Raw genomic sequence first — 22,397 nt, 5'->3', positions numbered from 1 at the left:
CGGGGAACAGACTGGTAAAGGCCTGAGAGAATGTCTGCGAGAACGCCTGCTGCTGGGCTGAGTCCATATCGCCCTTCCTCCTTGTCATTGACCATCACGTCATTGGCTATCGAAGCTTGGCTGCCGAACGTCTGCCGGCGGCACGATTTCATCGAATCGAATCCTTCCTGACCACTGAGCAGTGCCATGCCGTCTCTCGTGAGACGGGCGCCTTCACTGGCGACGGACACTGCTTTTCAGACTGTTTTGAAGACCGTTTCACAAGACGGGTTGAAGCCCGTTTCATGGCTGCATTCAAGCCCGTTCACGGCTGATTTCAGGCCGGTTCATGACTGATTTCAGGGCGCTGCAGGCGAGCATGCCAAGGCAAGCGCAGAACGCTGTCAGCGGTAATGCCCTGTCAGCTGCAACACCCTGCCACCTGCAGGTCTGCTTTCCGTCGGATTCGCGCGCGGCAAATACGAGAGCAAAACAGCCTGTGCGCCAGCGTGCTCATCTCCAGCATGCGCCTTCCAGCACGGCAGGGGCAATGCCTGAAAACGGCAAAAAAAAGGCTGGCGCAAGCGCCAGCCTTTTCGGGGTATACCTTAGTTCTGCTTGGCGCGGCTTGTCGCGGCAGCCGGCTTGTTGCTGGCAGCGGAGGATGCCTTGTCCTCTGCTGCTGAAGCGGCTTTCTCTGTGGCAGCGGACGCCTTGTCGGTGGCTTCCTTGCCAGCGTCAGAGTAGGCCTGTTCGAGCTGGGCGCGCATTTCGTTGCCCATCTCGGCCAGCTTCAGGGAATCATCCATCATCTGCTGAGACAGCTCGGTCGCCACTTCCAGCTGGCGGTTGCTGAACTCGCTGAACTCTTCCATACCCTTGATTTCAGTGGCAGCACGCGCACGCTCGAGACCAGTCTCGGTATAGCGCTTGGCAGCGTCCATCTGATAATCGGCAATCTTGCCCATATGGTCGAGCATCAGAGTGTTGAGCTTGCGCATCGGCTGGTAGAAGCTGCGGGCTTGCTCGGCAAAGGCGTTGAACATCTGATCCTGCTGCATGACGGTTCCTCCCATGGATTCCGTACCGGGACAGCGCGCAGAAGTCTCTGCGCCACCTGTGGAGCACAGCAATATGCTGCACTGCACAAAGACTAGTCTGCTCCTCAGGTGGTTGCAATCCCATGACAGAAAACTGTCAAAGGACATTTTCTATCATGGGATTGGCCGGGCATGCCTCACACCGCTGTCAGCCAAGAGCGTTCTTCGCGCCTGCCGGTCATCAACTGCGCTTGGCGCGTGAGCGCGCACTGGCCGCGGAGGCCGGTTTCGCATCATCCGCCCGGCTGGCGCTTTGCTCTGCCTTCTGATCCGCGCCTTGATCACTAGAACGCCCCGAACTCCTGCGTGCGGCAGGCTCCGGCTTGTCAGCCTCCTTGCCCTCCGCGCCGCCCTGACCGAACTGCTGCAGGGTATCCAGCATCATCTTCTGATACTGATTGAAGGCGGCCATGCCTTGGGCCATGCTCTCGCCCATGTCGCCCGGCATGCCGCCCGCTGCGCCCTGCCCGGCATTGCCAGCGCCAGACGCGCCACCCATCATCCCCTCGGCCATGCCCGGCGGCATGAACTTGGCAAACGGCGTGCCCGCGCCCGGTGCCATCAATGGCTTGAGCAGACTCATGGGGTCGTAGCCTTCAACACCCGCCTCCATCTGGCGACGAAAGCGCTCCATCAATTCCTGCTGGAAGGCTTCCACGTCCGGCAGGCCCATCGCCTGGCGAAATTCCTGCGGCGTGAGGTCGAATTCGACATTGATCTTCATGGCAGATTCCTTGTGTTGTCTGCCCGCGCACGGCGTGGTGCGCGAGTCCGCTGGCATGCATGCCATTCGAGTCTAGCAGCGAGAATGACACGGGGGCAGCCTGATACTTACGTCTTTTCTTATTTACTTTCCGCAAGCCAGCCCACAACGCAAGACGCCCCAGCCACGAAGGATGCTGGGCATCACTCCACGGCTGGGGCGTGTCTTTTTTACAAATTCAGCAACGCCGCAAGCGGCTTACACCTCGCGCAGTACCGGCGTGTCGACCTTGACGTCGGCATTCTGACCACGATGGCGCAGCAGGTGGTCCATCAGCGTCAGCGCGACCATTGCCTCGGCGATCGGCGTGGCGCGGATGCCGACACACGGATCATGACGGCCGGTGGTGATCACCTCGACCACCTTGCCGTTGACGTCGATGCTGCGACCCGGCAGTCGCAGGCTGGAGGTCGGCTTGAGCGCGATGCTGGCACGGATGGTCTGGCCGCTGGTGATACCGCCCAGAATGCCGCCGGCATGGTTGGAGAGGAAGCCTTCCGGCGTCATCTCGTCACGGTGCTCGGTGCCCTTCTGGCTGACCACGGCGAAACCGTCACCGATCTCGACGCCCTTGACGGCATTGATGCTCATCAGGCCATGCGCGAGTTCGGCATCGATGCGATCGAAGATCGGCTCACCCAGGCCGACCGGCACGCCAGTCGCCTCGACGGTAACCTTGGCGCCCACGGAATCGCCTTCCTTGCGCAGGGCGTCCATGTACTGCTCCAGCTCCTCGAGTCGATCGGCATCGCCACAGAAGAACGGATTGGTGTCGACCAGCGACCAGTCCTTGACCTCAAGCTCGATGGGGCCGAGCTGGGACAGATAGCCACGCACCTGCACGCCCAGGCCCGCCAGATACTTCTTGGCGATGGCACCGGCGGCGACGCGCATCGCGGTCTCGCGGGCGGAGCTGCGGCCGCCGCCACGGTAGTCACGCTCACCGTACTTGTGGTGATAGGTGTAGTCGGCGTGGGCCGGACGGAACTGGTCCTTGATCTTGCCGTAGTCCTTGGAGCGCTGATCGGTGTTCTCGATCATCAGGCCGATGGCCGTGCCGGTGGTGCGGCCCTCGAACACGCCCGAGAGAATGCGTACCTGGTCCGGCTCGCGACGCTGGGTGGTGTGGCGCGAGGTGCCGGGACGGCGGCGGTCCAGATCGATCTGCAGATCCGCTTCGCTGATCTCGATGCCCGGCGGGCAACCATCGATGATGGCGCCCAGTGCCGGGCCATGGCTTTCGCCGAAGGTGGTGACGGTGAACAGCTTGCCGAAGGTATTTCCGGACATTCAGGGGGTCCTCAGGCGATGCCGCCGTCATGGCCGACGGCGTTCTGATAATAGTTGTCGTAAGCGTTGCAGAGCCTGGCGGCTTGCGCCCGTGCTTCTGTCGAATCCCGCCAGCTCAGGCACCCGCCAGCTCAAGCGAAATCCGCCGGGCCAGGCGCCCGCCAGCTCAAGCGAATTCGGGCGCGCAGACTTCCAGCGTCTGGGCATCGATGGCGAAGACGCCGTTGCCGCCGCGCTCGAACTCCAGCCACATGAAGGGCACTTCCGGGAAGGCTTCCATCAGGTGGCGCTCGGAATTGCCGACCTCGACGATCAAGACGCCGTCGTCGGTAAGGTAGTCACGCGCCTCGCGCAGGATACGGCGCACGATATCCAGGCCGTCGTCACCGGCGCCCAGCGCCAGTGCCGGCTCATGGCCGAATTCCTGCGGCATGTTGGAGAGATCAAAGGTATCCACATAGGGCGGATTGGAGACGATCAGGTCATAGCGCTTGCCCGCCACACCCGCGAACAGGTCCGACTGCACGGCGATGACACGCCCTGCCACGTCGTGGCGTTCGATGTTGCGACGCGCGACTTCCAGCGCCTCGCTGCTGATATCGACCAGGTCGACCTCGGCGGTCGGCATCACCAGCGCGGTGGCGATACCGATGCAGCCGGAACCGGTGCACATGTCGAGCACGCGAGTCGGCGGCAGTTCCGGGAACCAGGCCGAGAAGCCGCTCTCGATCAGCTCGGCGATCGGCGAGCGCGGAATCAGCACACGCTCATCGACATCGAAGGGCACGCCGGTGAAGAAGGCCTCGCCGAGCAGGTACGGCAGCGGCTTGCGGGTGGTGATGCGCTCACGCACCAGCGCCACGATGCGCGCACGCTCCATGGTCAGAAGGCGCGCGTCGATCACGGCGGGGTCCGTGTCCCACGGCAGATGCAGCGCACCCAGCACCAGCGCCACCGCTTCGTCCCAGGCAGAATCGGTGCCATGGGCGAAGTGCAGGCGATGCGCGTGGAACTCACTGGTCGCCCAGCGGATCAGGTCGCGCAGGGTCACCAGCTCCTCGACGAGACGGGAGTCCGGCTCACTGAGACTGGAAGGATGGCGCAGGTCGGACGCGGAAGATGTGGACACGGTGATTCCTGTAAGCGGACAGATGGACAACGAGCGCCGCCAGTCGTGAGGGGCCGGTGGCGTCTCGCGCAGGCATTGTAGCGTTCACGAGGCGTGGCGGCGACCCTTGGCATGCCTTGATGGCGCGCCTGCCGCTTTTGTCTTCGCAAGCGACAACCGTTTGTCTTCGACAGTGACAACCGCCTGTCTTCGACAGCGACAACAGCCGCGCTATACTGCGCGACTTGCCATTTTATTGCCCGCGGAGCCCGGCCATGCCACCCAACCACGACGACAGCTCGGATACCGGCGACGACTTCAACGCCTTCCGTGCCGCCCTCAAGCAGGCCGGCGTTCGCAAGATCACCACCAACCGCGCCGACCCCGGCCGCAAGCCCGTCGACAAGGAAGAGCAGGCGCGTCTGGCGGCGCGGCGCGCTGCCGCCAGCGAAGCCTCGACCGACACGCTCGGCACGCCATCACGTACCACCGATGGACAGGTCGAGCCGGTCACGCCCAGTCAGCTGCTCGACTTCGCGGTACCCGATCTCCCCTACCGCCAGCGTCAGCGCCTCAAGCGCGGCGAGATCGCCTGGGAGGCGGGTCTCGACCTGCACGGCTATACGCTGGAGCAGGCCCGCATCGAGCTCGAGTCCTTCATCGACGATGCCATCGCCCGTCGCTCACGCTGCGTGCTGGTGGTGCATGGCAAGGCATGGACCGGCATGGCCGATCACCCCATCATCAAGAGCCACGTCAATGCCTGGCTGCGCCAATGGCCTGACGTGCTGGCCTTCACCTCGTCACTGGAGCTGGATGGCGGCAGCGGCGCGGTCTATGTCCTGCTGCGCAGCAAGGGCCGTGACCCGCTGCTCGACTGAGCGAATCCTGCGCTCGCCACACCGCCGAGACATTGACGATCCGAGCACTTGAATAGCGAGCATCTGAATAGCCTGTACTTGAATAACCGAGTGCTTGAATAGCCGAGCACTCGAGTAGCAGAGGCAAGCCTCACGCCGAGCCTGCCGCCATAACGACAAGGGAACACCCTGATGACACCCAACGCTGAACAGCCCATGCGCACCGCTTCACGCCGCGCCCTTTCCGCTGCCATTCTCGGCGGCGCGACCGCCGCTGGCCTGTCGCTGGCCTTTGCCATGCCGGCCGCCGCCAGCGATGCACTGTCCGACAGCACCCTTTCGCGCGTGCAACAAGGCCAGGTGCTGAAGGTCTGCACCACCGGTGACTATGCGCCCTTCAGCCACCGTGAAGACAATGGCGACTTCGAAGGCATCGACATCGACATGGCCGCCTCACTGGCCAAGAGCCTGGGCGCCACGGTACAGACCGTGCCGACCAGCTGGCCGACGCTGATGGAAGACTTCACTTCCGGCAAGTGCGATATCGCCATGTCCGGTATCTCGGTCAAGCTGGACCGCCAGGCTCAGGCCTACTTCAGCCAGCCGTACCAGACCGGCGGCAAGACGCCCATCGTGCGCTGCGAGGACGTCGACAAGTACCAGACCGTCGCGCAGATCAATCAGCCCAGCGTGCGCATCACCGTCAACCCGGGCGGCACCAACGAGCGCTTCGCCAACGAATTCCTGAGCGATGCCACGCGCGTCGCGCACAACGACAACCGCACCATCTTCAACAACATCATCGAAGACCGTGCCGATGTGATGGTCACCGACGCCATCGAGACCCAGCTGCAGGCCAGCCGTCACCCGGAGCTGTGCAGCGTGCACCCGGACTCGCCGTTCACCTTCTCCCAGAAAGGCTATCTGCTGCCGCTGGGTGACAATATCTGGAAGGCCTACGTCGATCAGTGGCTGACCCAGATGCAGGGCACCGGCGAGCAGGCTGCCATCTTCGACAAGTGGATCAACGGCTGAGACGACGCTTCGCTCAGGCTCCGGTCACACGCTCTGCAATGAAGAGCTCTGTATTGAAGAGCACTGTATTGAAGAGCACTGCAACGAAAAGCCCCCGCCGATTGGCGGGGGCTTTTTCATTAAAGGGCAACTCACGACAGGCTAGCCGTCGCTGCCCTTCTCGTAGCGATCCAGCGCTTCGGCGGCCAGATGACGCCCCAGCTTGATCAGGCCCGCGGCGCGGTGGAATTCATAGGCGCCACACACCGTCTTGGGAATCTCGACCAGGATATCCGGCGGATAGCCGGCGATCTTGTACTTGGCCAGCGTTGCCTGGGTGATATCGAAGGAGCGCATCATCATGTCCAGCTTGCCCCAGGCAAGCTCCGGCGCGTTCTCATCGACCCGCTCAGGCTCGGCTGCGGATGGCGGCTGCTTGCCCTGGGTGACAGCGCCAGTCTCTGCCTGCGGCTCTGCCAACGCTTCTGTCCCCGGCGCTGGCTCGGCATCGCTGCTTTTCAGTGCCTCGAACTTCAGGCGCGAGGCGTCGCCCGGCGGCAGCGGGACACCGCCGACCGGACTGGCAAATGCCATGCCCTGCTGGTCCTCCAGCGCCTGTTCCTTCTCGGCAGAGAAGATGCGCTCGGCCCCGCGACGCACTCCCCGCAGCCAGTCACTGAAACCACCGCCGCGCGCTTCCAGGGCGGCTTCGCGCGCCTCTTCCTCGGCGGCATCGGCCGGCGGCAGCATCTGCTCCAGTGTCTGGTTGCGCGGCGAATGCGCCGTGGCATTGACCGCCAGCACCAGGTCAACGTGGGCGGCGACCAGCGGCGTGATCGGCAAGGGATTCATCAGGCCGCCATCTACCAACACCTTGCGGTCGCGTTGCACCGGCGTGATCACCCCGGGCACCGCGATGGAGGCCCGAATCGCCTCGAGCAGGTTGCCGCTCTGGAACCAGACCTCCTTCTGGGCAATCAGGTCGGTGGCGACGGTGGTGACCGCAATCGGCAGATCCTCGATGCGCGTATCACCGATCAGGGCTTCCAGCTCATCCATGATGCGACGCGCGCGGATGGCGCCCATCGGGCTCCAGGTGACATCCACCAGCCGCAGCACGTCAAAATAATCCAGCTCACAGACCCAGTCGCGATAGGCATCCAGCTTGCCGGCGGCATGGATGCCCCCGACCAGTGCGCCCATCGAGCAGCCCGAAATGGCGCGAATGTCGTAACCGCGCGCCAGCACTTCCTCGATGACGCCGATATGGGCATAGCCTCGGGCCCCGCCACTCCCCAGTGCCAGGGCGATGGTCTTGCGCTTGGCCATGGCATGTCTCCCGCTGCAGATGATGAAAGATGAACGGACGCGGCACGCGGTGCATCGCTCAGTGCGAGCTGATCCACTCGACGATGGCATCGGCGACCGCCGCCACATGGGGCGGCTCCAGATGCAGATGGTGGCCACCCGGCAAGACGCGACGCTCGAGCCTCTTCACGGCATCACGCGCCTGCTGTGCCTCGTGCCTTATGGTCAGGATACCCTGCTCGCCCTCGATCAGCAGTACCGGTTGGGTCAACGCCGCCAATAACGCCAGCACCTGCTCCGGGGTGTAGCGCATCAGTGAAGGCCGCAGCAGGCGACGGTCACTTCTCAGCCGCAGACCACCGTCTTCCAGCACCTCGAGGTTGCGCTCGACGATCGGCCGCGCCGTGTCGGCATCGATCGGCGTGACACCTCCCGCGACCCGCGCCGCCACGGCGTCCTCGACATGGCGATAATGGGCACGTCGCGTGGCAGCGCGTCTGACCGGCTGCGCGTGGCGTGCCAGCAATCCGCGGCGCAGCTGATCGACCACCTCCGAGGCTGGCGTGGCAAGTGCGCCTATGCCATCGATCAGCACCAGTCGCGCGATATATTCCGGCAGCGCCGCAGCCACCTGCCCCGACACCGCCGCCCCCAGCGAGTGCGCCATCACCGTGACCGGCGCTCGCGGCAGCCCCTCGTCATACAGGCCTTCCAGCGCCTCGATCACATCGTGACAGTAATCCCACACCGCATAATCACCGTGCTCACCCAGCGGGCTCGAGAGTCCGTGACCGACCATGTCGATGGCGATGAGACGAATGCCGAGCCGTTCACACAACAGCGGCGCCAGGCGGCTGAAGCTGGCGGCATTGTCGAGCCAGCCATGCAGCGCCAGCCACGTCGGTGCCTGCTCGGCGTGCTCGGCAGGCGCCCACTCCAGGGCCGCCAGCTCTCCGCCCGTGCGCCGTGGGAAGCGACGCTCACGCAGCGAGACGTTGGCGCTCAGGGGAGCCTCTGCGATGTCCTGAATGGATTGATCAGTGCTCATGATTGCCTCCCGGCCAGCAGGCTTGGCGGCAGCACATCCGCCGGCGCGAGGGCGGCGATGGCCGCCAGCAGCGCGGCGCGCGTCTCTTGCGGGTATTCAAAGGGGTACATATGTCCTCCCCGGACATGCTCCACCGTCAGCCCGGCGCGGCGCAGGCGTGCCTGACGCGCCGGCGTGAGCAGATCAGACTGAGCGCCGGCCAGAATCCTGACCGGCACCGCCAGCTTCGCCGGCGAGCCTGACAGGTGATCGCTGAGGTGGCGAAAGATCTCGACCTCATGACGGGTATCGAAGCTCAATGACAGGCTGCCGTCCGCGTGACGATGGGTGGCGTTGTCGACGTAGTCGTCCAGCGCCTCTGGCGTGAAATTGGCGAACAGCGAGCGACGGCGCAGGTAATCCTGCATGGCCTGACGGGAGTCCCAGCGCGCGCGACGCCCGCGGGTGCGGCCTGCCGGCGTGACACGATCAATGAAACCGAAGCGCTTGGCGACCTTCATGCCCAGCGCATCACGGCCCAGCATCAACGGCGGGTCGAGCAGCACGAGGCAGTGAAAGCGTTCCGGCTGCTTGAGCGCCGCCATGTAATTGACGATGCCACCCAGCGAATGGCCGACCCCGATCACCTTGCGCCCGGTGCCGCCCGCCGCGGGCAACGGCCCCAGTGCGGCGTCCAGACATGCCAGCCACTCATCACGCAGCGAGATCAGATTGTTGCCGACCGGATAGGCAGGGTCGTGCGCCAGTCGGTCCACCGGCAACAGATTGAAGTGCTCGGCCAGCGGCGCCAGCAGGCTCTTGTAGCAGGCACCGGTGAAGCCATTGGCATGCGCGAAGGCCAGCACCGGACGCTCGGTGTCGGCATTCAGGCTGGCCGGGTTAGCGTCGCCCTGCTTGGACAAGGCCTGTTCGGGCCGGGGTTGCCGTGAGGTGGCATTCATCGCAAGGTCTCCTTACCACGGGCCGCCGTCCCTGACGCGCCCAGACAAACGGTTGTTTAAATATAGTCAACAGCATGCCAGCCCCGCCCCATGGGCGCTACTCCTCCCTTTGGCCCATGGAGCACCTCACTCCCCTTCCAGGCCCGCCGGCACCAGCGCAGCGGCTGTTTCCGCTCCCGTCTCAGCTGCTTCCGCCTCAGGCAACGCCAAGGCACGACTGACCGCCAGCGCCGCCTGAACCGCGATAGCCGTGAGCTCAACCTGCTCGTCTTGGGGCACCCTCGCGCCCAGTGCCAGCAGATGATCGCGCAGCGCGCCATTGACCTGTATCTCGACGGCATTCAAGCGCGCGACCAGTTCAGGGGGCCACCCCTTGCCGGAGAGCGTCAGCCGTGCCCAGGGCTTGCTGCCCGCCGCGATGGCCAGCACCAGCTGGGTGCGATCATTGAGCTGCTCATGCTGACGGTAATAGAGCGAGGGGCGCGACCAGTTGAGGGTCAGCGTCACGGCAGGCTGCCAGGCGTCTGGCTGGGCTGCGCCGCTTTCAGGCGTGGAGGCGCGAGGGCGCAGATCATTCTGCGTCAGCGGCGACAGCGCAGCGAGAATCTGATGGGCAGCGTCGCTGTCAGGTGCCAGGCCTCGCACCAGCGGCCCTTGCCGTGCTGACGCGTCTTGAGCAGACGCCGCCAGCGAGATGTCCATGCGACTCAGCGGCTTGTACACCGCGGCGTCACTGCGTAGCTCGGTGACATCCAGCACCTCGCTGGGCGCCATGCCGCCGCGCCAATCCGGCAACCCGATATCGCGCGTCAGCTCCCAGATCGGTGCGCCATTCGCACCAGCCATGGCGGGGGAGCCTTTCACGTTCGCATCCGAGGGTGACGGCACCCACCGCACGTAGCGACCCGCCAATTCAGCACTGCCCGCACCGCTCAGCTGCGTTGCCGCCGCGGGCCTGGCGCCCAGTTGCAGACTCACCTGAGCGCCATTGCCCTTTACGCTCAGCAGCGGTGACTGCGCGCTGAAGCCCAGCGCTTCAAGTGCCTTGTCCGTGGCCGGCTTGCGCGTGCGCAGTTGTGCCTCGCCCAGCTGACTCACCAGCGCCTCCACCTTGCCCTGGCGGGCAGGCCAGCCGGCCAATGAGGTGATCTGCCAGTCGCCTGCGGGCCCACGCGCCAGGCTCAACCAGTCCTGGCTGGCCTCTGTGCCACGTCGAATACCGATGCGCTGCGCCGAGGCGGCCACCTGCGAGAGCAGCGGCAAGGGCTGCAAGATGCCTGACTGACCCGCGGCCACTGTCGTCAGCGCCTCGCTCATCAACGAATCACTTTGCCACTGCGCAGGGTCTGTCCCGTCCGTGGCGGCGCCTGAGCGCAGCGATTCCAGCAGTGACGGCCCTGCGGTGAGCGCCGTCACCGCAGCCACGGAGACCAGCGCCGTCAGTGCCCATCCCGTCCGATTGAAGCGCCCCATCAATCACCTCCCGACTGGGTAGTATCGCTCGGCGCCGTCTTGCCTGAAGCTGCCTTGCCTGAAGCGGCCTTGTCTGCGGCTGACATGCCCGAGCCTGTCGAAACGCTTGTGGCGGCGTCGCTCGCGGAGCGGGCGCTGTGCTGTCCATTGCGCTGCTCATTGCGCTGTTCATCTCGTTCTGCGCTGCGCTTCCCGCTGGGCTGACCGTGCCCCGACAGACGCCCTGTCGACTGATAGCCCGCGCGACGGCTGGCGCGATAGCGGCGCCAGCAGATCAGCTCGCCGAGCAGGCTCAACGCTACCGGCAAGGCCAGCAGCGTCCACAGGCGCAGCTCGCGACGCAGGGCATCACGCTCGGCATTCGCCTCACGCTGCTGATGTGACAACGCGTCCTCGAAGTCATGCTGCATCGCCGCCAGGGCGTCGCTTTGCTGCGCGGCTTCGGCCTTGCCAGACACCGGCGTCGCGCCGAGCGCACTCAGACGCGTCTGCCAGTCATTGCGCAGCCGGGTCTCCTCGGCGGCCTGACGATCGGCCAGTTGATGCAGACGCGTCAGCTCGCGCACCTGATGGGCACGCGCGCGCAGGGCGACCAGCTCTGGGCTGCCCGCCAGCAGGTCCACGGCATTTTCCAGCCAGCGCGCATTGGCATTGAGGGCCTGCTCGCTGCCATCCGCTGCCGTGCGCCGCCACAGACGGTCACTGGCCATGTCGACATCGCTGACCACCAGCAACTGGCCACCCTTGGCGCCCGCTGTCGGCCATTGCGCCAGCACGGCCAGCCCGCCAGCCGGCGGTGTTTCCCCTGCCAGTCCCGACAGCGGACGCGGGTCCATGCGGCTTTCGTGGACACGCGCCGCCGGAATCAGGCGCGCCTCATCGCTGGCACGAATCAGCCACTGCAACGGCGCGCCTTGCGCCCCTGGGCCTTTCGATGATGCGTTTGCTGCATCAGGCAGCGGCGCCAACCAGCCCGCGCTGGACATCACCAGTTGCTCGACATTGAGGTTGAGCGCGGCGTCCGACAGCTGTGCAGCACTTAGCCCGAGCAACGTTGGACTCAGCGCACGCGTGCCGTCCAGCAAGCCAATCGGCAAGGCCAGCTGCGCATCCGCCACCACCTCACCCGCGCGCGATTCAAGCCCGGCGCGCGCCAGCAATGTCGTCAGCGCCTCGGAAGCCGGCGCCGGCTGATCGAGCATTTCGGGCAGCGGGTCCACCAGCATCAACACCCGGCCGCCACGCTCGAGATAGGCCGTGATGGCCTCCAGCGTCTTGACCGGCAACAGCCGCGGCGCGATCACCAGCAACGCATCCTGATCGGCGATCGGACGCGCGGCATCATCACCGGCCGACAGCCAGTCGATGCGCAGGCGTGCATTGAGATGCTCCATCAGGCCCCAGCTGCCTAGCGCTCTGCCCTGCTCCAGACTGGGCTGGCCCATCACCGGCAAACGCGAGACGACACCCAGACGCGGCGGCTCGGTGCGCGAGACTTCCTGAATCTGGCGTGTCACCTGCGCTTCCAGCCCGCCGATATCCGCCGCCTTGAGCAGCGGAATGGCGCGGCGTTCGGCGTAGGAGCCATCCACCACCAACCCGAACAGCATCTCTTCGCCGCCCGGCAATGACAGCGCGGTCAGGCCCTGCGCTTCGAGATCCGCGAAGTCGGCACTGCCCGGCGCAGGGTCGACACGCTTGAGACGTATCTGCGGTTCACGCGCGAAGGCGGCCAGACGCGTCTCGATCCGTGTCGCCAGTTCACGCAGCTGCGGCAGATCGGCGGCGAAGCGTTCGCTGTAGGCGAAGGTCAGCGTGACCGGCGCCTCGAGATCATCGAGCACCGCACGGCTGGCGGGGCTCAGGCTGTGCTGACGCGTGGCGGTCAGATCATGCGCGCGGGTGAGCGGATTGTGGCCGTCGGCCGTCAGCAGCGGCGGCAGGCGCACGCCGGCCAGCAATAGCGCGGTGACCGCAGCCGCCAGCGCCGCCGTGACCAGCCACTGTGGCGCCTGCTTGCGTGCATGGCGCTCCTGACTGAGGCCACGCGCCTGCAGCACCAACCCGGCCAGAGTCAGCAGCAGGAAGTAGCTGGCATCGAGCCAGGTCGGCCGGCCTTCACTGAAAGGCGTCAGATGCGCCGGCAAGCTGATCAGATCGAGCAGCTGCACCCAGTGCGGCGCCAGATGCTGAGCCAGCTGGCTCGTCACCGCAGGTGTGCCCGGCAGCATCAGCGCCAGGCCCAGCACCAGCGCCCCGAGCCACGCCGACAGCGCAGAAGGCGCGCGCACCGCCAGCGCCTGGCCGAGACTGGCCAGCGCCATCACCAGCAGCGCCATGCCCAGATAGCCGCTGAGCATCAGGCCGAGATCCGGCGTGCCCAGCCAATGGATCAGCACCACCAGCGGCGCCGTCATCGCAAGCCCCAGCCAGCCCAGCACGCTGGCACTGATCAGGCGTGCGCTGGCCAGCCGCCATGACCCCAGCCCGAGGCCGGACAGCCATTCGAGTAGGCCGTTGGCGCGCTCTTCCGGCCAGCCGCGCAGGGCCAGCAGCGGTGTCCACAGCACCAGCAGCCAGGGCAACACCTGCCACAGCGAGCCCAAGTCGGCGCGATCACGTGCCAGCAGATCACCCACCTCGAAGGCCCCCAGTGGGGCCAGCACCGCCATCACCACCAGCAGCGACCAGCTGGCGCCCTGTGTCAGTGCCTGATGCAGGTCACGGCGGACCAGCGCGAGAACGGCCCTCATGACGACACCTCCTGATCTGCGCGCGGTGTCTGCTTGCGCATCGGCAGCGGCGAGGGCTGCTCCGCCATGCGCGTCACCAGCTGGCGGAACGCGACCTCGATATCACCCCGTTCGTGGACGCATTCATCGAGGCGGATTTCCATGTAGCTGCACCAGCGTGCCAGCGCCGGGCGCGGGTCCTGGTGGAGACGCCCGGCCAGGCGCAGCACGGCGCCGGTCGATACCACCAGCGGCGACTTGTCACGCGCCATGGCATCGCCGGGCTTGACGGGCGTGATGGCCGCCACGCCCGGCAGACGCGAGACACTGGCCAGCTCGCGCTCGCTCAGGGCCCGACTCAGCGTCACTCGCCATACCGGCAGGCTGGAACTCGCCCCATACCCCGCGCCGTAGCGCGAACGGCTGCCGCCCAGGATGCCTTCGCTGACGGAGGTCGCGGCCAGCGCCTCCGGCGTGTCATCGAAGCCCAGCTGGCCATTGGCCATGACCAGCACGCGATCACAGATGCGAGGCACTTCCTCCAGCAGATGGGTGGAGACGATGATCAGTCGCTCGCGACCCAGCTCACGAATGAAGGCGCGCACGCTGTCCTTCTGCAGCGGGTCCAGCCCATCGGTGGGCTCATCGAGCAGCAGGATGTCCGGGTCATGGGTCAACGCCATCGCAAGTGCCACACGCCTCCGATAGCCTTTGGATAACACTGCGCACAATTGATTGGCGAAAGGCGTGATATCCAGGCGATCCATCAATGCCGCAAGACGATCATTGCGCACCTTGCGCGACAACCCATGCAGACCTGCCACACACTCGAGGCTCTCGCGCACCGTCAGCTGCGGCCACAGGGGCGCGCCCTCCGGCAGATAGCCGATACGACGCTTGAGGCGATTGAGCTGGCGCTGACTGGCGCGACCATCGAAGGCTTCGCCTTCCAGCTCCAGCTGGCCCTGGGTGGCGGCGAGCGTGCCCGCCAGCATGCGCAGACTGGTGGTCTTGCCGGCACCATTGGGCCCCAGCAGACCGATGACTTCACCACGCGAGGCCGTAAAGGTCAGCCCGGTGACGGCCTGTTGCTGACCGAATTGACGCCCGAGCCCACGACTGACCAACAGCGCCGGAGAGGCGGACGGATCGTCAGACGCGCGCGCGGGAGCTGCCGCAGAACGAGTTGCCACAGAACGAGTCGCAGCAGAGGGCGTCGCGTCAGAGGGCGTCGCGGCAGAAGATGACGCAGGGGTCGTGTATGGGTCCTGCAAGATACCCGCTCCTTGTACTTTTCTTGATAGGGGCAATGCGCTGCCGGGGCTGATGGTTCCGGCAGGTGATCATGAGGCCGGAAGATAACCGTGGCCCCGGCAGTTAACCGTGACAGATGACAATGCAGCGCACAGGGTAAGCGGACAGCCTGCGCTCGCCAAGCAGGAGTGCGCGCACAGTCGGCACTCGCGCGGTTATGGCGTCTATTCCGCCCTTTGCCGGCCCTCAAGGCAGGTCTCGGCGGCGGTCTTCTCTACCACCACCCCCCCCCCGCGCCCCTGGTTGGCGGCATGCGGTCAACGCGACCTGATAGCGGAACTAGCACCGGGGCTGATGCCCGAGCAGAACGACTATCCCTAAGTCTAAGGAAAGCCTGATATTATGCTGGGCGGATGACAGGCACGCGCTGTTGTCAGAGCGCCTTGCTGGCTGGCCGTCTGCCCGCCAGAGCCTTCACACGTTGAGCCTTCTCCCGCTGAGCCTTCATTCGCTGAGCCAATATTTCACCTTGCTGGACAGGACCCCTCGATGCCCAAGCATGACAAGCAATCCGCTACTTCCTCGCCGTCTTCCAGGCCGCGTCGCGATACCCGCCTGCGCAACGGCCTGTTCTGGGCCTTGCTGGCAGCGGCCTTGATCACGGGCTTCTGGCTGGCCTGAGCCAGGCCGCCGCGGCAGTTCACGACGGGGCTGCAACGGGCCGCCGCGGGCGCGCAACGCTCGTCAGACGCTGACCAAAAGCCTCACCAGACAGACCGCAACACTCACAGGACAAGGGCGGAAATGAGCGAGACTACTTCATGAACGACATGCTGGCGCTGTTCGTCGCGACCCTGAACGTCACCGTTCCGGTCTTCGCGATGGTATTTCTGGGCCTGGGCCTCAAACGCCTCGGCTGGATCGATGACACCTTCATCGGCACCGCCTCATCGCTGGTGTTCAAGGGCACCATGCCGGCGCTGGTCTTCCTCTCCATCGTGCGCGCGGACCTGGATCACGCCCTGCGCCCGGGCATGCTGACCTATTTCGCGCTGGCGACACTGGGCACCTTCCTGCTGCTGTGGGGCTGGGCGATCCTGCGCGTGCCGAGAAAGGAGCGCGGCGAGGTGGTCCAGGGCTCGTTTCGCGGCAACTGCGCCATCGTCGGGCTGGCACTGGCCGCCAATCTCTATGGCGATCTCGGCCTCTCGATGGGCGGCATCCTGATGGGGGTCGTCATCCTGTCCTACAACATGCTGTCGGTAGTGGTGCTGTCGAGCTATCTCGGCGATGGCCGCACCAGCTGGAGTGGCATCGCGCGCGGCATCATCACCAACCCGCTGATTCTCGGCGTGCTGGCCGCCCTGCCCTTCGCGGCCTTCAGCTGGCAGCTGCCAGAGTGGCTGGAGACCTCCGGCGACTACTTCGCGCGCATGACGCTGCCGCTGGCATTGATCTGCATCGGCGGAACCCTGTCGATGCGCTCGCTGCGTGAAGGCCGCAAGCTGGCCCTCAGTGCCAGCCTGATGAAGATGATCAGCGTGCCGCTGCTGGCGACCACCGTCGCCGTGCTGCTGGGCTTCCGCGGCACCGAACTCGGAGTGCTGTTCCTGTTCTTCGCCTCGCCGACGGCGGCGGCAAGCTTCGTGATGGTGCGGGCGATGGGCGGCAATGACCGCCTGGCCGCCAACATCATCGCCATCAGCACTCTGATGGCGGGCATCACCATCACGGCAGGCATCTTCGTGCTCAAGCTGAGCGGTCTGGTCTAGCAGCAGCGGTCTGATCAAGCAGCAGCGGTCTGGCTGCATGTCAAAACGAAACGCCCCCGCCAGTGCAGACTGGCGGGGGCGTTTCGTTGTGGCTCAATGGTTGCGGCTCAATGGTTGTGGTTCATGACCACCGCGCGTGACTTACGCCAGTTCCGCCGGGCTCACGAACTGGTGCAGATCCGCCAGGCCAGCGGCCCAGACATCGGCGTCCAGCCAGGCGAGACTTGCGGTGGCAAAGGCCAACTGGGTGCTGCCGGGGCCATCGACCAGGGCGCTGGCCAGATTCGAGACCAACGGATTATGGCTGATGATCAGCCAGTCACGCGGCTCGCGCCCTTCAGAGGTGGGCGGCACATGGGTCTGCAGCCAGTCGAGTACCGGCGTCAGCGGGTCGTCCGGGGTGATGATCTCGAGCGTTGTCTGCTGCTCACCACTCAACTCCAGCGCCGAGGAGATCTCCTGGGCGGTCTGCTGGGCGCGGGTAAACGGGCTGACGACCAGCGTCAGGCGCGCACGACGCTCGGCGGGCAGCTGATGGGCCAACCAGCGCCCGATGCGGCGCGCCTCTTCGCGGCCATATTCGCTCAATTCGCGGCTGGGGTCCGGCGTGCCGGCCTGGGCCTCACCGTGACGCATGATCAGTACACTCATGACATTCTCCTGAAAAGATGACTGCCGCAGCGCAAGCGCTACATCACTCGCTCTGTCGCTGCGGCCGATGACCAGGGACTCGCCAACCGGAGCGTTGCACGAGTCAGACAAGGGGATGGCGAAACACGCTCCATCACCCGCTACCTGCTATGAGTCCTCAGGAGCCGTCGGGTTCCAACTGCCGCGCCTGCTGCACCGACTCACGCGACAGCACGAATTCCACATCGCTGGATTGCTCACCGCCCATCAGCGCGCGGGCCATGTGATGCGGGTCGACATTCTCGAACAGCACCTTGGCCATGCCACTGACCAGCGGCATGTAGATGCCCAGCCGCTCGGATTCATCCTGCACCAATCGCACGGTGTTGACACCCTCAGCGACCTGCCCCAGTACCTCGACCGCCTGGTCGAGGGTGCGCCCTTCTCCCAGTGCGTAGCCGACCCGATAGTTGCGCGACAACGGCGAGGAGCAGGTCACGATCAGATCGCCAACGCCGGCAAGGCCGAGGAAGGTCATCGGATTGGCGCCCTTGGCCACGGCGAAGCGGCTCATCTCGGCCAGCGCGCGGGTCATCAGCATGGCGCGGGTGTTCTCGCCCATGCCCAGAGCCGCGGCCATGCCGGCCGCGATGGCGTAGATGTTCTTCAGCGCCCCGCCCAGCTCGACGCCGTAGCGGTCATTGCTGGCGTAGACACGGAAATAGTCGCAGCCGAAGGCCGTCTGCACGCGAGCGCGGGTGTAGGCGTCGTCGGAGGCGATCACCGTGGCCGTCAGCTGCCGCTGGGCGATCTCGGCCGCCAGATTGGGGCCAGACAGTACGCCGATGTGCGTGAAGCCGGTTTCCTGCTCCAGCACCTCGCTCATCAGGGTGAAGCCTTCGCTCTCGATGCCCTTGGTGGTGGCCACCAGAATCTGCCCTTCACGCAGGTGAGCGCGCGCCTGACGGACCACCGTACGGAAGGCCTTGGAAGGAATCGCCACGCAGACCAGCTCGGCCTCGGCCAGAGCATCGGCCATGTCGGTGGTGGCACGCACCGAGGCATTGATCTCGAAGCCCGGCAGATAGCCCGAGTTGCGGTGCCGGGTGTTGACCTCCTCGGCCTGGCTGGCATCACGCATCCACTGGGTGACGCTGGCACCGTTGTCGGCGGCAATCGAGGCGATCGCGGTCCCGAAGCTGCCGCCACCCAGCACGCAGACATTGAGTCCCACCGCCTGAGGGGTCGTTTCGCTTACCTCGCGATCACGAATGGCCCGACGAGGTGAAGGGGTAGTGGCAGACATGCTGACTCCTTGGATGACGATGTGCTCAGTGAATGGCAGGCATTGTACTCATAGTTTGTCAGAGAATGCTGAACAAGAGATGTCTACGCAGACCTCGTGGCCAACGCAGGGGCTGCGCCTGGGTGACGCGCCTGAGTGACCTACCTGCCAGGCGCGCCTCGCAAGCAATCGACTGGCATGCACCATCGATACGCATGAACAATCGATATGCATAAAAAAACCGGCAATCCCTGCCCCTGAGGCGCAGAAATTGCCGGTCTGTTCGGCGCTGGCGTGATGGCGACAGACTTGCCCCATCACGCCGAGGCGTCAGATCACAGCGTCTTGAGGGCCGTGATCATGTCGCCGACCACCTTCTGACCATCGCCATACACCATGCGCGTGTGGTCAAGATAGAACAGGTGGTTCTCGACCCCGGAGAAGCCGGAGCCCTGACCGCGCTTGATCACCAGCACGTTGCGTGACTGGTCGGCGTTGAGGATCGGCATGCCGTACAGCGGGCTTGAGGCGTCGTTCTTGGCGACCGGATTGACCACGTCATTGGCGCCGATGACCAGCGTGACGTCGGTGGTCTCGAAGTCGTTGTTGATCTCGTCCAGGTCCGCGATCATGTCGTAGGGCACGCCGGCTTCCGCCAGCAGCACGTTCATGTGCCCCGGCATGCGACCGGCGACCGGGTGGATCGCGAAGCGCACTTCGACGCCACGCTCACCCAGCAGCTCGACCATTTCCCAGACCTTGTGCTGCGCCTGTGCCACCGCCATGCCGTAGCCCGGCACGATGATGACGCGCTCGGCGAAGGCCAGCTGCACGGCGGCGTCCATCGGATCGGAAGCCTTCATGCTGCCCTCGATCTCGCCCTGCTCGACACCTGATGCGCCCCCGAACTGCTTGAACAGCACGTTGCGGATCGGGCGATTCATGGCCTTGGCCATCAGCTGGGTCAGCAGCGTACCGGCCGCCCCGACGACAGTACCGGCGATGATCATCGCGGCATTGCCGAGCACGAAGCCTTCCATCGCCACCGCAAGGCCGGTCAGCGCATTGAACAGCGAAATGATCACCGGCATGTCGGCGCCACCGATGGGCAGTGCCAGCATCGCACCGAACAGCAACGCGAGCGCGAAGAACACCAGCACCAGCGAGCTTGATGGCTCCACCGCCGCGATCACGACGCCCAGATAGACCGTCAGGCCCAGCACGATCATGTTGATCAGCTGCTGACTCGGGAAGTTGAACGCCTTCTTGAGGCGCCCATCCAGTTTGGCCCAGGCCACGATGGAACCGGAGAAGGCCACCGCACCGATCATCGCCCCGAGCACGCCCAGCCACAGCGCCAGCGAGCCGTGCTGCTCGATCAGTGCCGGGTTGTCACTCATGCGCATCAGCTCGACCGCGGCGATCGCCGCTGCCGCACCGCCGCCCATGCCGTTGTAGATGGCGATCATCTGCGGCATGTCGGTCATTTCGACCTTGTTGCCGGAGTACCAGGCGATACCGCCACCGATGACGATGGCCAGCAGCATCAGGCCATAACGACCATCAATCTGCGGATGCAGGAAGGTGAGCAACGTGGCCACGACCATCGCGATACCGGCCCAATGGATGCCGCTGCGTGCCGTGGAAGGATGTGACATGCGCTTGAGGCCGAGGATGAAGACCACCGCCGCCGCGAAATACCCTGTTTCGACCAGCCAGTTCATCAGCGAGCCTCCTTGTCGTTGATGCCATTGGCAGCGTCTGTGCCCTTGCTGCGATCACTGGTCTTGAACATTTCCAGCATGCGCTCGGTGACCACATAACCGCCGACCGCGTTGCCGGCGCCCAGCAGCACGGCGATGAAGCCGATGAACTGCTGCATGCCGGTCTCGGCCTGACCGAGGGCGATCATCGCCCCGACCAGCACGATGCCGTGGATGAAGTTGGAACCGGACATCAGGGGCGTGTGCAGAATCACCGGCACGCGCGAGATGACCTCGTAGCCGACGAAGGCCGCCAGCATCAGGATGTATACGGCAGAAAGTCCTTCGATCATGCGGCGTCCTCCGCGCGAGCGCGTACGTCATCGTGGGTGATGCGGCCGCCTTCGGTCAGACGCATCGGGCCGAGCACCGCATCTTCGAAGTCCAGCGTCAGTTCGCCGTCCTTCATGAAGGGGGTCAGCAGGTTGAAGAGGTTCTTGGCGTACATCTCGCTGGCATTGACCGCCAGGCTCGAGGCCATGTCCAGCGGGCCGAGTACCGTGACGCCGGCGTGCTCGACACGCTTGCCGGGCTCGGTCAGTTCACAGTTGCCACCGCCTTCGGCGGCGAGATCGACCAGCACGGCGCCGGGCTTCATGCCCTCGACCATCTCGCGACTGATGATGCGCGGCGACGGACGCCCCGGAATCGCGGCGGTGGAGATCACCACATGCGCATCACCCATGTGACGTGCCAGCGCATCGGCCTGCTGGGCGCGTTCGTCATCGGTCAGCTCGCGGGCGTAGCCGCCCTCGCCGGAGGCATCGACGCCGGTATCGATCATCTTGGCGCCCAGCGATTCGACCTGCTCACGCGCGGCAGCGCGGATGTCATAGGCCCACACCTGGGCGCCGAGACGCTTGGCGGTCGCGATGGCCTGCAGGCCCGCAACGCCAGCACCGACCACCACGACACGCGCCGGACGCACGGTCCCGGCGGCAGTCGTCAGCATCGGGAAGAATACCGAGGACTCATTGGCCGCCAGCAACGCGGCGTGATAGCCCGCGACACCCGCCTGCGAGGACAGGGCATCCATGCTCTGGGCGCGCGAGATACGCGGCACGAATTCCATGCACAGGCTGGTCAGCCCCTGGCTGGCAAGCTTGCTGATCAGCTGCGGGCTCTGGTACGGCGTCATCAATGCCACCACCACCGCGCCTTCACGCAACTCGCTGATCTGTGACTCGCTGGGCGTGCGCACGCACAGCACGAGATCCGCCGCGGCACGCGCCGCCGCGATATCGGCCTCGGCGACGACCGCCACCCCGGCCTGGGCGGCGTAGGCCGCATCGTCGAAGTGTGCATGACGTCCGGCACCGCTCTCCACGTGCACGATGGCATCGCTGGTGTCACTGACGCTGCTGTCCAGGTGACGCGCGAGCTTGCCGGCCGTCACCGGGTCCAGCGCGACGCGGCATTCCCCGCGCGCCAGTGTGCTGCTCACGCCCTCGTCGGGTGTCACCAGGTCCGGTGCACGCATCTCGCGCACGACTAGAATATTCAGCATCGCGCACCTCGTTTCACGTCCGTGTTCATGCCTGAGGCTGCCAGCCTTGAAAGGTTCATGGCGTCGTTCCTGTTGAGCGCTGATTCGCGCCATCCTGCCTGCCGGAGGCGCTTTCAGCGACGTTATTGCCTGTCACAGGTGAGACTTGCCTGAATCGCAAGCCGTGACTCACGCATGGCCAGAAGGCCTGACATCACCCGCGACACGATGAGTGTCCAGCATCAGTCTTTTCTTGTCGGTGCATCAGGGTCAAGCGCTGCATTGCAAAAAAAGCAATAAAATCAAGCATAAAGCTATCGTTATGGCAGCCATAACAGCCGCCTTATGCTGACAGGCGTCTTGCGACACTACCAAGTGACTGATTTGCAATGAGTTTACAAAAGGCACCCCACCAAGAATAGCTCAGCTTTGTGTTATGCATCGCATAATCTCGAGCTTATGGCTGCCACAGCGCCTGCCATGAAAAATGGGACACTGCCGCAGCAGTATCCCATTTTCATGACGATGACTTGAGTATCAGCGCGTGTTTCCTGCATTGCGCCAAGCGGATGCTCTGCCATGGCTTGCGCT

At 65.0% G+C, this 22,397-nt stretch carries 19 protein-coding genes; 4 read left to right on the top strand and 15 right to left on the bottom strand.

Features of this window, described 5'->3' with window-relative positions; translation table 11 throughout:
* Positions 1–587: 587 nt before the first annotated feature.
* The 4 genes from R2R70_RS01845 to prmB form a co-directional block, all read right to left on the bottom strand.
* Positions 588–1,040, bottom strand: coding sequence for a phasin family protein (locus R2R70_RS01845; RefSeq protein WP_043335557.1), 453 nt, complete (start codon positions 1,038–1,040; stop codon positions 588–590).
* A gap of 220 nt (positions 1,041–1,260) precedes the next feature.
* Positions 1,261–1,803 carry a DUF6489 family protein gene (locus tag R2R70_RS01840; protein WP_410977057.1) on the bottom strand — a complete coding sequence of 181 codons (543 nt, stop codon included), beginning with the start codon at positions 1,801–1,803 and terminating at the stop codon, positions 1,261–1,263.
* Between the two features lie 237 nt (positions 1,804–2,040).
* Entirely contained in the window at positions 2,041–3,132 is a 1,092-nt protein-coding gene (gene aroC, locus R2R70_RS01835; protein WP_410977056.1) for a chorismate synthase, read from the bottom strand.
* A gap of 166 nt (positions 3,133–3,298) precedes the next feature.
* Positions 3,299–4,261, bottom strand: a complete 963-nt coding sequence (prmB, locus tag R2R70_RS01830; protein ID WP_043335549.1) for a 50S ribosomal protein L3 N(5)-glutamine methyltransferase — start codon at positions 4,259–4,261, stop codon at positions 3,299–3,301.
* Positions 4,262–4,515: 254 nt separating this feature from the next.
* On the opposite strand from prmB, the gene R2R70_RS01825 reads away from it, so the two are divergent.
* Both R2R70_RS01825 and R2R70_RS01820 read left to right on the top strand, forming a co-directional pair.
* Positions 4,516–5,121 carry a Smr/MutS family protein gene (locus R2R70_RS01825; RefSeq protein ID WP_131431499.1) on the top strand — a complete coding sequence of 202 codons (606 nt, stop codon included), beginning with the start codon at positions 4,516–4,518 and terminating at the stop codon, positions 5,119–5,121.
* 171 nt (positions 5,122–5,292) lie between these two features.
* Positions 5,293–6,135, top strand: a complete 843-nt coding sequence (locus R2R70_RS01820) for a transporter substrate-binding domain-containing protein (protein ID WP_205741690.1) — start codon at positions 5,293–5,295, stop codon at positions 6,133–6,135.
* 141 nt (positions 6,136–6,276) lie between these two features.
* Here R2R70_RS01820 and R2R70_RS01815 read toward each other — a convergent pair whose 3' ends face one another.
* From R2R70_RS01815 to R2R70_RS01790, 6 genes are all read right to left on the bottom strand, one after another.
* Positions 6,277–7,443 (bottom strand): patatin-like phospholipase family protein, encoded by a 1,167-nt coding sequence (locus R2R70_RS01815; RefSeq protein ID WP_131431498.1) that lies wholly within the window; start codon positions 7,441–7,443, stop codon positions 6,277–6,279.
* A 58-nt stretch (positions 7,444–7,501) separates the two neighbouring features.
* Positions 7,502–8,470, bottom strand: coding sequence for an alpha/beta fold hydrolase (locus R2R70_RS01810; RefSeq protein WP_131431497.1), 969 nt, complete (start codon positions 8,468–8,470; stop codon positions 7,502–7,504).
* On the bottom strand, positions 8,467–9,411 hold the full coding sequence (locus R2R70_RS01805; RefSeq protein WP_131431496.1) for an alpha/beta fold hydrolase: 945 nt from the start codon (positions 9,409–9,411) through the stop codon (positions 8,467–8,469). Before R2R70_RS01805 ends, R2R70_RS01810 begins: the two co-directional genes overlap by 4 nt.
* Before the next feature lie 126 nt (positions 9,412–9,537).
* On the bottom strand, positions 9,538–10,884 hold the full coding sequence (locus R2R70_RS01800; protein WP_131431495.1) for a hypothetical protein: 1,347 nt from the start codon (positions 10,882–10,884) through the stop codon (positions 9,538–9,540).
* Positions 10,884–13,637 (bottom strand): Gldg family protein, encoded by a 2,754-nt coding sequence (locus R2R70_RS01795; protein WP_410977055.1) that lies wholly within the window; start codon positions 13,635–13,637, stop codon positions 10,884–10,886. Before R2R70_RS01795 ends, R2R70_RS01800 begins: the two co-directional genes overlap by 1 nt.
* Positions 13,634–14,809, bottom strand: a complete 1,176-nt coding sequence (locus tag R2R70_RS01790; RefSeq protein WP_303569121.1) for an ABC transporter ATP-binding protein — start codon at positions 14,807–14,809, stop codon at positions 13,634–13,636. Before R2R70_RS01790 ends, R2R70_RS01795 begins: the two co-directional genes overlap by 4 nt.
* A gap of 610 nt (positions 14,810–15,419) precedes the next feature.
* Here R2R70_RS01790 and R2R70_RS01785 point away from each other — a divergent pair.
* Both R2R70_RS01785 and R2R70_RS01780 read left to right on the top strand, forming a co-directional pair.
* Positions 15,420–15,551, top strand: a complete 132-nt coding sequence (locus R2R70_RS01785; protein ID WP_263643036.1) for a hypothetical protein — start codon at positions 15,420–15,422, stop codon at positions 15,549–15,551.
* Between the two features lie 140 nt (positions 15,552–15,691).
* Positions 15,692–16,642 carry an AEC family transporter gene (locus tag R2R70_RS01780; protein WP_043335541.1) on the top strand — a complete coding sequence of 317 codons (951 nt, stop codon included), beginning with the start codon at positions 15,692–15,694 and terminating at the stop codon, positions 16,640–16,642.
* Positions 16,643–16,783: 141 nt separating this feature from the next.
* Here R2R70_RS01780 and sixA read toward each other — a convergent pair whose 3' ends face one another.
* The 5 genes from sixA to R2R70_RS01755 all read right to left on the bottom strand — a co-directional run bounded on the left by sixA (position 16,784) and on the right by R2R70_RS01755 (position 21,827).
* Positions 16,784–17,293, bottom strand: coding sequence for a phosphohistidine phosphatase SixA (gene sixA, locus R2R70_RS01775; protein ID WP_054554945.1), 510 nt, complete (start codon positions 17,291–17,293; stop codon positions 16,784–16,786).
* A gap of 157 nt (positions 17,294–17,450) precedes the next feature.
* Positions 17,451–18,578, bottom strand: a complete 1,128-nt coding sequence (locus R2R70_RS01770) for an NAD(P)H-dependent glycerol-3-phosphate dehydrogenase (RefSeq protein ID WP_084589572.1) — start codon at positions 18,576–18,578, stop codon at positions 17,451–17,453.
* Positions 18,579–18,892: 314 nt separating this feature from the next.
* Entirely contained in the window at positions 18,893–20,281 is a 1,389-nt protein-coding gene (locus R2R70_RS01765; RefSeq protein WP_043335534.1) for an NAD(P)(+) transhydrogenase (Re/Si-specific) subunit beta, read from the bottom strand.
* A complete protein-coding gene (locus R2R70_RS01760; RefSeq protein ID WP_043335532.1) occupies positions 20,281–20,613 on the bottom strand; it encodes an NAD(P) transhydrogenase subunit alpha in 333 nt (110 codons plus the stop codon). Before R2R70_RS01760 ends, R2R70_RS01765 begins: the two co-directional genes overlap by 1 nt.
* A complete protein-coding gene (locus R2R70_RS01755) occupies positions 20,610–21,827 on the bottom strand; it encodes an NAD(P) transhydrogenase subunit alpha (RefSeq protein WP_410977054.1) in 1,218 nt (405 codons plus the stop codon). Before R2R70_RS01755 ends, R2R70_RS01760 begins: the two co-directional genes overlap by 4 nt.
* Between the last annotated feature and the right edge of the window lie 570 nt (positions 21,828–22,397).

It is taken from the genome of Cobetia sp. SIMBA_158, from assembly GCF_046566945.1.
GTDB lineage: Bacteria > Pseudomonadota > Gammaproteobacteria > Pseudomonadales > Halomonadaceae > Cobetia > Cobetia amphilecti.
The sequence above is the reverse complement of the archived record's forward strand: the minus strand, read 5'-3'. Positions and strand labels throughout refer to the sequence as shown.

Coding starts and splice junctions, on each gene's coding strand:
- R2R70_RS01780 (WP_043335541.1), top strand. CDS start 15,692: ATGAACGACATGCTGGCGCTGTTCGTCGCGACCCTGAACGTCACCGTT.
- R2R70_RS01845 (WP_043335557.1), bottom strand. CDS start 1,040: ATGCAGCAGGATCAGATGTTCAACGCCTTTGCCGAGCAAGCCCGCAGC.
- R2R70_RS01765 (WP_043335534.1), bottom strand. CDS start 20,281: ATGAACTGGCTGGTCGAAACAGGGTATTTCGCGGCGGCGGTGGTCTTC.
- sixA (WP_054554945.1), bottom strand. CDS start 17,293: ATGAGTGTACTGATCATGCGTCACGGTGAGGCCCAGGCCGGCACGCCG.
- R2R70_RS01820 (WP_205741690.1), top strand. CDS start 5,293: ATGACACCCAACGCTGAACAGCCCATGCGCACCGCTTCACGCCGCGCC.
- R2R70_RS01805 (WP_131431496.1), bottom strand. CDS start 9,411: ATGAATGCCACCTCACGGCAACCCCGGCCCGAACAGGCCTTGTCCAAG.
- R2R70_RS01840 (WP_410977057.1), bottom strand. CDS start 1,803: ATGAAGATCAATGTCGAATTCGACCTCACGCCGCAGGAATTTCGCCAG.
- R2R70_RS01825 (WP_131431499.1), top strand. CDS start 4,516: ATGCCACCCAACCACGACGACAGCTCGGATACCGGCGACGACTTCAAC.
- R2R70_RS01770 (WP_084589572.1), bottom strand. CDS start 18,578: ATGTCTGCCACTACCCCTTCACCTCGTCGGGCCATTCGTGATCGCGAG.
- R2R70_RS01785 (WP_263643036.1), top strand. CDS start 15,420: ATGCCCAAGCATGACAAGCAATCCGCTACTTCCTCGCCGTCTTCCAGG.
- R2R70_RS01755 (WP_410977054.1), bottom strand. CDS start 21,827: ATGCTGAATATTCTAGTCGTGCGCGAGATGCGTGCACCGGACCTGGTG.
- R2R70_RS01760 (WP_043335532.1), bottom strand. CDS start 20,613: ATGATCGAAGGACTTTCTGCCGTATACATCCTGATGCTGGCGGCCTTC.
- R2R70_RS01800 (WP_131431495.1), bottom strand. CDS start 10,884: ATGGGGCGCTTCAATCGGACGGGATGGGCACTGACGGCGCTGGTCTCC.
- aroC (WP_410977056.1), bottom strand. CDS start 3,132: ATGTCCGGAAATACCTTCGGCAAGCTGTTCACCGTCACCACCTTCGGC.
- R2R70_RS01810 (WP_131431497.1), bottom strand. CDS start 8,470: ATGAGCACTGATCAATCCATTCAGGACATCGCAGAGGCTCCCCTGAGC.
- R2R70_RS01795 (WP_410977055.1), bottom strand. CDS start 13,637: ATGAGGGCCGTTCTCGCGCTGGTCCGCCGTGACCTGCATCAGGCACTG.
- R2R70_RS01815 (WP_131431498.1), bottom strand. CDS start 7,443: ATGGCCAAGCGCAAGACCATCGCCCTGGCACTGGGGAGTGGCGGGGCC.